At 61.1% G+C, this 11088-nt stretch carries 8 protein-coding genes; 3 read left to right on the forward strand and 5 right to left on the reverse strand.

Features of this window, described 5'->3' with window-relative positions; genetic code table 11:
• Both I8N66_RS32985 and I8N66_RS32990 read left to right on the forward strand, forming a co-directional pair.
• A partial coding sequence (locus I8N66_RS32985) for a sugar phosphate nucleotidyltransferase (protein WP_291163398.1) occupies positions 1-396 on the forward strand: 396 nt, incomplete at its 5' end.
• A 74-nt stretch (positions 397-470) separates the two neighbouring features.
• A complete protein-coding gene (locus I8N66_RS32990; RefSeq protein ID WP_291163401.1) occupies positions 471-2834 on the forward strand; it encodes a polysaccharide biosynthesis tyrosine autokinase in 2364 nt (787 codons plus the stop codon).
• Between the two features lie 108 nt (positions 2835-2942).
• Here the strand turns inward: I8N66_RS32990 and I8N66_RS32995 are convergent, their stop codons facing one another.
• On the reverse strand, positions 2943-4397 hold the full coding sequence (locus I8N66_RS32995; protein WP_291163404.1) for a TrkH family potassium uptake protein: 1455 nt from the start codon (positions 4395-4397) through the stop codon (positions 2943-2945).
• A gap of 346 nt (positions 4398-4743) precedes the next feature.
• Here I8N66_RS32995 and I8N66_RS33000 point away from each other — a divergent pair, with 346 nt between their 5' ends.
• On the forward strand, positions 4744-4986 hold the full coding sequence (locus I8N66_RS33000) for a hypothetical protein (protein WP_291163407.1): 243 nt from the start codon (positions 4744-4746) through the stop codon (positions 4984-4986).
• A 35-nt stretch (positions 4987-5021) separates the two neighbouring features.
• Here I8N66_RS33000 and I8N66_RS33005 read toward each other — a convergent pair whose 3' ends face one another.
• From I8N66_RS33005 to I8N66_RS33020, 4 genes are all read right to left on the reverse strand, one after another.
• Complete coding sequence (locus I8N66_RS33005) at positions 5022-6119, reverse strand: glycoside hydrolase (RefSeq protein WP_291163419.1); 1098 nt, start codon at positions 6117-6119, stop codon at positions 5022-5024.
• Positions 6120-6150: 31 nt separating this feature from the next.
• Positions 6151-7323: a polysaccharide pyruvyl transferase family protein gene (locus I8N66_RS33010; RefSeq protein WP_291163410.1), complete on the reverse strand. Its 1173-nt coding sequence runs from the start codon at positions 7321-7323 to the stop codon at positions 6151-6153.
• Positions 7324-7476: 153 nt separating this feature from the next.
• A complete protein-coding gene (locus I8N66_RS33015) occupies positions 7477-8655 on the reverse strand; it encodes a polysaccharide pyruvyl transferase family protein (RefSeq protein ID WP_291163413.1) in 1179 nt (392 codons plus the stop codon).
• Positions 8656-8693: 38 nt separating this feature from the next.
• Positions 8694-11088 (reverse strand): glycosyltransferase family 4 protein (locus I8N66_RS33020; protein WP_291163416.1); only part of this gene is annotated, 2395 nt, incomplete at its 5' end.

The raw sequence follows: 11088 nt of genomic DNA on the forward strand, positions 1-11088 counted from the left end.
GCGTCGAAATATGGCATCGTCGGCAAGGGCGCTGCGGTTCCCCACGGTTTCGAAGTCACGAAAATGGTCGAAAAGCCGCGTGCCGGCGAAGCACCGTCGAATTTTTATCTGAACGGCCGCTACATCCTTCAGCCCGAGATTTTCGACATTCTCGCGCACCAGCAACGGGGTGCCGGTAATGAAATCCAGTTGACCGACGGGATGCTGAAACTCTCGCAAAATCAAGCGTTTCACGCCCATCCCTACGAGGGGCGCACCTTCGACTGCGGCTCCAAGGAAGGCTTCATCGCCGCCAATGTCGCCTTCGCGCTCGCGCGCTCGGACCTCGGCGACGCGGTCTATGCCTCGGTCAAGGACATGGTGCTGTCTCACGAAGGCCGCATCCGCGCGGCATAAAGCTGGTTTGGCGCCTCTTTTTTTGAAGTGGCGCCAACCGTCGGACTATAAAGGGAAACGGACAGAGCGACCCAATGAACCAAAGAAGTCTCCCCTTCAACAGCGTCGTGCCGCGGGAAATGGAGGAACCCGATAGGTTTATCGACCTTGACCGGCTCTTCTCGATCATCGTCCGCCGCGCCAGGCTGGTTGGCGCGTTCGTCCTGCTGTTCCTGGCACTTGGCGCGGTCTATCTCGTTTTCGCGACACCGTTCTATACGTCGATGACGCAGATCCTGCTCGACGAGAACCTCTCGAAGTACGCCGAGGAAGAGGCAACACCACAAAACAGCCAGTTGCTCGACACGCAGATGGCGAGCGCCGTCGAGATCCTGAAATCCGGCGAACTCGCCTTGCGGGTCGTCGACAAGATGAACCTCGACGACAACGATACGGTTCTCAACCCGCCACGCTCGCCCTTCGGCGTCGTCAAGGACTGGCTGAGATCCGTAACCGGCGTCTTTTCGTTTTTTGGCTCCGAGATCTCGGAAGAGGCAGCACGCAATGGCCGGCGGCAGAAGGCGGCCGCGCTCATCCAGCAAGGGCTGGCCGTCGAACGCGTCACCAGAAGCTCCGTCATTTCGCTTGCCTATCGCTCCAGCGATCCGGAGCTCGCCGCGGCAATCGTGCGCGGCTATGCGGACGCCTATCTCAACGATCAACTGAACGCCAATTTCGATGCGACGGAACGCGCCTCCGTCTGGCTGCAGGAGCGCCTTGCGGATCTGAGGCAACGCTCGCAGGCCGCTTCGCTCGAGGTTGAGAAATTCCGCAGCGAAAACGGACTGACGCTCGCCCGCGGCGAACTCATGTCCGAACAGCAGTTGGCAGATCTCAACAGCCAGCTCATCATCGCTCAAGCCGACACGGCAAGCGCTTCCGCGCGCTTCAAGCAGTTCCAGGCGATCGTCGATCAGGGGCCTGAAACCGCGGTCAAGAATGCGACGATTTCCGCCAAGGAGGGCGACAACTCCGTCATCCGGGAGCTGCGTACCCGCTACCTCGCCGTCAGCAAGCGCGAGCAGGAAGTGACGCAGAGCTTCGGCGCCGATCATCCCCAGGCAGTATCGCTGCGCGAAGAAAAGTCCGATATCGGCCGGCAGATCTTCCAGGAACTGCAGCAACTGACCGCAAGTTACCGCAACGAATATGAGGTTGCCCGCTCGCGCGAAGCCTCCCTGCGGGAAAACATCGAAGGCACCACTGGTCGCAACTCGGATGCGAACCTTTCGCTCGTGCATCTGCGCGAACTCGAGCAGAAGTCGGCAGCGTTGAAGACGCTCTACGAGACCTATCTCAATCGCTATGAGCAGGCTTCGCAGCAGCGCTCCTTCCCGATCGCCAAGGCCCGGGTGATTTCCACGGCTGGCGTTCCGACCTCGCCCTCAAGCCCGAAGAAGACCTTGATTCTGGCACTTTCGGCTGTGCTTGGCATGATGGCAGGCGGCGCCTTTGCCGCGTTCCAGGAGTTCCGTGAGCGGACCTTCCGGCTCGAAAGCGACGTGCGATCGATCCTCGGACACAGGTCTTTCGGCTATGTTCCGCTGATCGGCCCGCGTCAACCGACCACGACCGATCGGGTTCGTGCGCGGCTGATGAAGGGCAAGACGCCCCAGCCGACGACGGAGGCCGCGATTCCGTTCGAACGCGTCAGTCGCATTGTGCTCGACGCGCCGCGCTCCTCCTTCGCCGAGACCTTCCGCAACGCCAAGCTCGCCTGCGACCGGATGCTGCACGGCAACGGCTCACGCGTGATCGGCATCGTTTCGGCCGTTCCGGACGAGGGCAAGTCGATCATTGCGGCGAACTTTGCGGCATTGCTCGCGGCAAGCGGCAAGAAAACGTTGCTGATCGACGCCGACATCCGCAAGCCCGGGCTGAGCAAGATGATCAACCCGCCGCCAAGGACCGGCCTCGTCGAGGCGCTGATCGGCGAATCCTCCTGGCCCGCCGGCATCAAGATCGACCAGAAGACAAAACTGGCGATCTTACCGGTTGGCGGGGAAGCCGGGGCAAAGAGCGAGCCCTATGACAGCCACGAGCTGCTCGCGTCCCCGGCGATGGGCGAGCTCATCGACAATGCCCGCAAATCGTTCGACTACGTGATTGTCGATCTTGCGGCGCTGGCTCCGGTGGTCGATGGCAAGGCGTTTTCGCCGCTCGCCGATGGCTTCATCTACGTTGCAGAGTGGGGCCGCACGCCGTCGCGCCTGGTGCGTGACCTGCTCAACTCCGAACCGCAGATCAACGGCAAGATCCTTGGCGTAATCCTCAACAAGACGGACATGAACGAACTGGCAAAATACAGTGACTTCGGCGGCCCTGAGCACTATCGCCATCGTTTCGAGAAATACTATGTCGAAAACGCCGGGACCTATCGCAGGACCGAGGCGGCCTGACGCCCTCCCTCGCCTCGCAGTAAAAGAAACCTCGGATCGGAGACGGCCCGAGGTTTCGTTTTGGGATCAAGGCGTGCTGGATCGGTGTGCGACCGATAGGCGCTGAGCTCAATCCTTCCAGAACAGCGGCGTCAGGATGACGAGCACCGTCAGGATTTCCAGGCGGCCGAGCAGCATCATGACCGACAGCAGATAAAGCGCCGGATCCGAAAGGGTCGAGAAATTTCCGGCCGGTCCAATGATCGGCCCAAGCCCGGCGCCGACATTTGAGAGCGCTGTGGCAACGGCGGATGCAGCCGTGACGAACTCATAGCCCATCGCGCCCATCGCCAAACTGCCGGACGCCCAGATGAACATGTAGGCGGTGAAGAACATAAAGACCGTGCGCTGCACGTCGATATCGATGAGGCCCTTGCCGTAGCGCACCGCGTGGACCGCATTCGGGTAGATCAACTTGAAGAGCCCCGCTCGGATGGAACTGAAGATGATGATGAAGCGGTAGGCCTTCATGCCGCCCGCCGTCGACCCGGAGCAACCGCCCATGAAGGTTGCGGCGAAGGCAAGCGCGACGACGAACTCCCCCCACAGCATGTAATCGTCGCTGGCAAAGCCCGTCGTCGACAGGATCGACGAGACGGTGAAGAACCCATGCGCAAGCGCATCGTTTGCCGCGACGCCATTGGCAAGCCGCTGATAGAGGCTTGCCGCAAGCGCGAGCACCGTCAGATAGGACAGGAAAACGATAATCTGCGGATCCTTCAGCGTATCGAGCCGGCCGCGAACGATGAAGAGAATGAGCACCGAAAACGGCAGGCTGCTCAAGGTCATGAAGAACGTGGCGACCCAGAGGATCGGCAGGCTCTTGAAGTAGCCGAGCGAGGCGTCGTGGGTGGAAAAGCCTCCGGTCGCAATCGTCGACATCGCATGGTTCAGCGCATCGATGCGGCTCATGCCGAGATAGGAATAAATCGTGGCGCAGGTGACGGTCAGCACCACGTAGATGAGGAGGAAGGCCCGTGTAAAGGTGACGATCCTGGCGAACGGCTTCTCGGTGGTGTCCGAAGATTCCATCTTGAAGAACGACATGCCGCCGACACGCAGGTAGGGCATGACGAAGAGCCCGAGCGCCACGATGCCGATGCCGCCCAGCCAATGCAGCAGCGAACGCCAGAGAAGAATGCCGGGAGGCGCGTAGTCGAGACCGGTGATGACCGTCGAGCCAGTCGTCGTGATGCCGGAGACGGATTCAAACAGGGCCTTGGCGAAATCAAGCTTCAGAGATGAGAACCAGAAGGGCACGGCCCCAACCAGCGAGATGACGAGCCAGAGCAGGTTGACGACGAGGAAGCCCATCTTGCGGCTGAACGGCGGAGGGCCACTCTCGGTCGCAGCCATCGCCAGGAGTGAAACGCCCCCGGTGACGAAGGCCGAAACGGCAAAGATCCGCCAATCCGGGTGCCCATGGAGCAGGTCGACTGCCGCAGGAAGAAGCATCGCCAGCGACAGATAAAAAGCTGCCTTCGCGGCGATGTTGATCGCGGACTGGTAGAGAGATGCATGCAATGGTCGGCGGCCTCAGCGCTGTTGCCCGAAAGCCCGAATCGGCTGTTGGGATAGGCTGGCATTCAATCTGAAAGACGCGCGATTCGCACCCGCGCGCCAGCAAAGCGCATCGGTGATTGACCAAACGCCCCGTTCTTGTCGCACCGTCTTAGCACTTTATCACTGTCGACGGCCCTGCAAGCGGCGAGACACTGCGGTTTCCACAACCGTTCTGCGGCATTTTGCCCAATCAATTCTAACTCACGAAAAGATCAGGGCTTTTGGGCGCGACAAGTCATCACCTTGACTTATTTCTGCGTGTAAAGCCTGCTTCATCCATTCCACAATGCAACCTTGAGCACGACCGATGACCCCCGCCCGTTTCACCCAATGCCTTCTTGTTCTTCGTTGGACGCCGATCAATCTGGCGAGCGCCCTCCATTGCAACCTGGCATGGATAGAGGCGATGGAGACCGGCGAGGAGACGGTGCCGGAAGATCTGGCGACCTGGCTCGAGACACTGGCACGCACCCACGAGGAGCTCGGCATCCCCGTCACCTATCGCGGCAAGGGCCTGGAGCCCGCATCGAGCCGTGCTGCACGCCGCTGACTGACATGGTTGCCCTGCCGTGGGGGCGCCCCCAGCTAACGAGGATCGCCTGTTTCCGGGGCGATCGCCAAGGCACCCGCCGGACTTAGCGAACCGCAGCGCCACAGACGATAGGATTGCTGCGTGTCCCAGTCGTAGTAGTAGGCGGCATCCAGTCGCTTCGCCTTGGCGAAGTCGGAAAAGACCGTGCGCATGGCGGCCATCGCGCCTATACGCTGACGATCATCGACGGGGCAGGTACGCGCCGTGTTGGCGATTCCCCACTCCGTCACCCAACATGGGCGGCCGCTTTCGGATGGCTTGCAGAAATCGAGAAGCTTGGTGACGACGGATTTGATCGCTTTCGGATCCTTGCGGGCGGGATAGACGTGGATGCCGTAGGCATCGACAATCTCGTCCATTCCTCGGTCACGCAGAAGCATTATCACTTCGGCCGGATCGAGCCGCTCCATGCCTTGCCGGTCCGCTTCCTTGGCACCCATGTCGGAGAGCCCGGCGGAGACGATGGCAGCGCCGCTGCTCTTTTCGCTCTTGCGCACCTCGTCCCGAGTGATCTTCAGCACCTCGATGTAGCGGTCCAGCCCTTTTTCAAAAGCTGCGCGATCCTTGAGATCGGCGAGGGTTCGCGGCGTCTGCTGACCAGGTCTCTGATAGACCGAAAGGTCGCCGTTGTAGCCGGCAAGATTGATCTCGTTTCCAGGCTCCACCGCATCGAGGCGGACACCGAGGGCATCGAGGCGCGTGAGCGCTTCGCGAAGGCCTGCGCGATAGCGATCAAGGTTCAGATCGGACAGACGGTTGATGTCCCAGATGCGCCGCTGACCGCTGCGGGGGCGAACCGCATCCCCATAGTAGCTTGTGTTCGAAAGCTGGATTTCGAGCAGGATGCGCAATCCCAGCCGGTTGGCTATGGCGACGGCCTCGATACTTTTGTCGACTGGCCGCGACAGGGAAAGACGCACGTGCGTGGCGCCGCTGTCGGCGATTTCCTTGAGCACGCGCTCCTGTTCGTTGCGATCGAGCCAGGCGAGGTTGAGGCGATTGACCCCGTAATGCGCGAAGGCCGCGTCCTCGGCCAACGCGACAGGCGCGCAAGCGATCGCCGCCAGGGAAATCTGGGCGGCAAGGAGCAGCGCGCTTAGCGCTGCTCTCACTGTACGGAGATTAAATGCCAACCTGTTTGAGCGCACTTAGGAAGTTCGCCTCGCAAGCCGAGTACCGCTCGGTGACGGCCTGTGCGTCGATCTTGGACAGGAAGTTGGCAAGATGAGTGCGCTTGTCGCCTTCGCGGTTCCACACCCCCGCCTCGATATAGGGGAAGCCGATGAATTCGAGCATCTCCCGCATGCGGTCGTCGACGGCGATCATCAGCGACGGCGTACCTGCCGGCATGCCTATGACGCAACCGTGGAACCGCCGACCGATGCAGAGGTCACGCGACGACGACCAGCCGCGCCACTGGTTGGTGTCGAAGAACACCAGGAGCTCGTTCTGCCTCTGCCACTTCTCCTGATGCTTGTATTCGGTCTTGCCGGTGATGCGTCCGCTCGATCGGTCGTAGACCGGGGCGTTGTCGTCGACGGGAAGCGTCAGGTTATAGGCGACGACTTCGTCCTGGATAACGTAGCTTGCAACGCTATCGGGCTTTAAGAGTGCATGGGCATCGACGATCGTGTCGGCGACGCTGCCGAGATAGCCGCCGAGAGCGAGTTTTTGGGCCGATGCCAGATCCGCATTGGCAAGAGACGTCAGCGAGCGCCGCATCTCGTTCGGCGCAAAGAAGAGCGAAGGGCAACCGGTCGGCTTGACGAACTTCATGCCCTCGGCCCTGAGGAACTCCGCGGTGAAGTAGCCCCGAGTCAGGAAGAAGCTCTCCTTCTGCTTCAACACCTCGAGGAACCGCAATGTGCCGGCCGGCAGGTTCTCCTTGAGCCCCTCGCGCTTCTGGATGCCGATGCCCATCACCAGCACAGGCATCTTCAGCTTCTCGAAAACATCGGCTTCGAGGTCGGCTGAATATCCCGGACGCAGCAGGTTCGCCGAGGCGAACACGCACATGTCGAATTCCTTGTTCAGCGCATCATAGACATCGTTGGCTCCGCGGCTGTTGGCCAGGTGCCAGAAGGGCACATAGGTCACATCATGTCCGCGCAGAGCGTGAGCTGCCCCCTCGCCGATCAGGTAGTTGCCGGTATTGGCGATCTTTTTGACCTGATCGATCAGTTCCTTCTTGCTTCGGATATCGTCGAAGTAAGGCTTGTGATGAACCGTCGCACCGGAAACGCGTGAGACGGTACGCTGGAGATAAGAAGGGATTCCGGTGAGCAGGATACGCATCGATACACCTGAGTTGTGGACTGACCGACAGAGTTGACGAAGAGCGCGGGCGGAATGAGGAGACGTATGCGCGGTCTTCCTCTTTCCGCCCGAACATTATGAAATCGATCGCATTCATGCCTCGGGTGCGAACGCACCCGAGGCCCATGCAATTTACTGGCCGATGCCGATCTCGCGCAGCACCGTGCGGAAATTGCGCTCGCGATCGGAGTAGCGATCCACCAACTCGGACGCATTCAGCCCGGCCAGATGGTCGGCGACGAACTGTGCGCGGTTCTCCGCCTTTTCGAGGTCCTGGACGTCGACCGCCGGCAGACCGGTAAAGCCCAGCATTTCGCGCATGCGGTCGTCGACCGCCACCATCAGGCTGGGAACGCCCGCCTGCATGGCGATGATCGAGCCGTGGAACCGCCGGCCGAAGTTGAAGTCCATGTGCGAGGCCCACGCGCGCCACTGGTTGGTGTCGAAGAAGGTGCGCACGTCGAACGGCACCTTCTGGCGGTCGGCGCCGGGAAAAGTGAGATCGCCGAGCATCTTGCCCGAGCAGGAGTCGAAAACCCGGCCATCGGCATCCGGCTCGACCTTCATGTCGAAGTGCAGGAACTCGTCCTGGATGACATATTGCGGCTTTGCGCCCTCGGGGTTCAGCGCAAGGGCATCGACAATGCAATCGTGATTGGCACCGAGATAGCCCGAGAAGATCGTCTTTGCCTGGCCGATCTTGACGTTTGGCAGCTTGCGCATGGACGCGCGCATGTTGTTCGGCGCGAAGTAGACCGAGGGGCAGCCAGTCGGCCGAACGAACTTGAAGCCCTGGTCCTTCAGGTAGCCGGCCGTTTCATAGCCGCGCGTCAGGAAATAGTGCTCTCGATCCTTCAGGACCTCGAGCAACCGCTTCGTTCCTTCCGGCAGGCCGGTTTCCAGATCCTTGCGGTTCTGATGGCCGATGCCGAGCATGACGATCGGCATCTTGAGCTTGCTCAGAACATCAGCCTCCGCATCCGCGGAAAGTCCCTTGCGCAAGAGGTTCGCGCAGGTGAAGACGCAAATATCGAAGTTGTTGTTGAACTCTTCGAAACCGGTACCGTTCTTGTGGCAATTATAGAGGTGCCAGAACGGGATCTGCTTGGCGTGCGGCGCGATAGCTCGCAACGCGCCCTCGCCGATCAGATAGTTACCGGTGTTGCTGATGTTGCGAAGCTCCTGAAGAAACTCGTCCTTTGATTCGGGCTGCTTTTGCCGTTCCGAATAGGAAACCGACAGGCCATTCGCGCCATTGGCGAGGCGCGTGTAATGACCAGGAATTCCCGTCAGGAGGATTCTTGGACGCATGCGTATGTCCCTTCTAGTTGAATAGTCGCCCGGCGCGCTCAAACTGCTGCTGCGACGCCGGTATTGGTTGTCTCACGCGCACGGATGACCTTGGCGCGCGAAAGAGATGAATTGTTCACGGCGCCGTCGCACCAGCCGAGGAATTCCGCGAAGGAATTGGGCCAGGCGCGTCGCGCCGCCGTTCTGAGGCAGCCTTCCATGATCGGGGCGAGCAGGTTGCGGTCGCGGGCGACCTCGGTGATCGCCTTCACCATGTCTCGCACCACCTGCGGATCGGAAGGAGCGTCGATCAGGATACCGTCCTCGCGATCGACGATGAGCTCGTCTACCGCGCCGACGGCGGTGGCGATCGGAACGCAACCAAGCTGCTGTGCTTCCGCGATCATCAAGGGCGCACCTTCCCAGCGCGACGGCATGACCAGCACGTCGGCCCAGCCGAGCGCCTTGATCAGGTCCCGGCTGGCAAAGACGGGCGGGCGCACGTCCACACCAAGCTCCTTGAGCCTATCCGTCCAGGAGAAGCTGGCGTCGGCCAGGATCTCGCCGCCGATTGCGCGCGCGTCGAAAGGCACATGAGCTGCGCGCAGTTCCGCAATCGTCGCGGCGAGCCGGTCGATGCCCTTCTGCTGGTCGAGGCGGCCCATGTAAAGGAGCCTTAACCGATCGTCCTTGCGTTCGATCCGCCGCACCTGCAGCACCTCCGCAAGCACCTTGGGCGGAACCGAGAAGCTCGCACCGTTCGGAACCGCAAAGATCTTCTCAAGCGGCACGCCGAAGCTGTGCAGATAGAACTTGAGCTGTTCCGAGCAGGTCAGGAAGGCGTCGTAGCAATGCTCATGCGCGATGGCTGCGAAAGGCTGGCCGGCCGGGCGCTTGAACGGCGTGTTGTCGACGACATGCAGGTAGCAGGCCGTGCGCGTGCCTTCGGAGCGCAGGCGCGCAATCAGCGGGTGCATCGCCATGACGTGGTTGTTGATGACGAGATCGAAGCCCGAAAGCTGGCCCTTCAGTGCGCCCCAGTCGACCTCATGATGTTCGGCGATGAAGTCGTGCCCAAGGAACGAACCGGAGCCGCCCCATGCCGGGATGCCCTGATCCCAGAAATGAACGTAGTCGAAGCTCGCATCGAATTCGTCGATTACGTCCATACGGCTGGTGCCGAGCACGAACAAGTGCGTCTCGTAGCCGGCGGCGCGCAACTCGCGCGACGCCGCATAGATGACCTTCTCGGCACCACCGAAGGAAGCGTTCGGCACGAGCAGCGCGGCCCTTTTCTTTCCTGCCTCGCTGTGCCCGAGCGGCAGCACCGGCGAACCGCCGATTTCCGTGCGCAAGGCCTTGTGCAGATCGGAATAGGGCATGAGACGCGGCGGCCGCCAGGTCCAGCGGCGGCCGGCAGTGCGGCGCAGCGGGCTCGTAGCGATCGCGTTGACGCAGTTGATCATGACCTGTTGCGGCGTGATCAGCGTTCGGCGCGGCAGAGCCCGCGGGAACGGGAACCGCACATTGAGAACCGCCGACGTCGGCCAGACCTGCTGGCTGCCGATCGAGGCGAACCAATCGAGCGCGTTGTTGCGGATGACATCGCGCAAAAGCGCCGTCGAAATGAAGATGAGATCCGGCTGGCCGACATGCTCCGATCCGGCATCGCGGAAGGTCGGCTCGATCTTGCGTTGCGTGGCGTCGTTACCGAGATGGACGAAGACGACGTTGGCCTTTTCGCTCAAGCGCTCCAGGTGGCAAAGCACGTTCGGCAACATGCGCGAGCGCAGGAGCAGATCGATCGTCGCCCCGCTTCCAGCCATTACGAAGGGTGGAAAGTGCACGTTGTCCGGCTCGCCAGTATTTGCCCAGAAGGCCGGAATAATGTCGTCGAGGCGCAGCCGCTTCGGCTGCTTGGTCGGGTCGGTAAAGAACGAGATCGCCGCGTCTTCTGTGCGTGCGAAGAGATAGCGGGGGCACTCCTCGTGTTCGAAGTCGACGAGCATCGGCCGCTGGAAGAGCACCCTGTGACGCTTCCTGAGGAAGCTGACGGACGTCGCACGGTCGCGATTGGCTTCCTTGAAGCGGCTTTCCGCGCGCAGCCGGTATTCGAAGGTTGTGTCGTGGCAGGGTGTGCCGACGAAGCCATGCTCCACGCAGGAAAGCCAGAATTCCCAGTCTTCGAAACCGTTCTGGCGGTCGTCGTTGAAACGAACGCCCTCCCGGAAGACGTCGATGGAGATCATCGAGCCGGTGTCGCAGATGTTGTCGGTGATGCAGTGAACCAGCCTGGAATAGTGGTTGCCGTAGTGCGCCCGCCAGCTCACCGAGAAGGTATCGATGTTGGTGTAGACCCAACCCGCGCCGCTCTCGCGCAGTTGCCGGTAAAGGGTTTCGATCGTGCCCGGCAGAATGCGATTGTCGGCATCGAGAAAATAGACGGCCTTCGCG

Source organism: Ensifer sp. SSB1 (genome assembly GCF_016652895.1).
In the GTDB taxonomy this organism is placed as follows: Bacteria; Pseudomonadota; Alphaproteobacteria; order Rhizobiales; family Rhizobiaceae; genus Ensifer.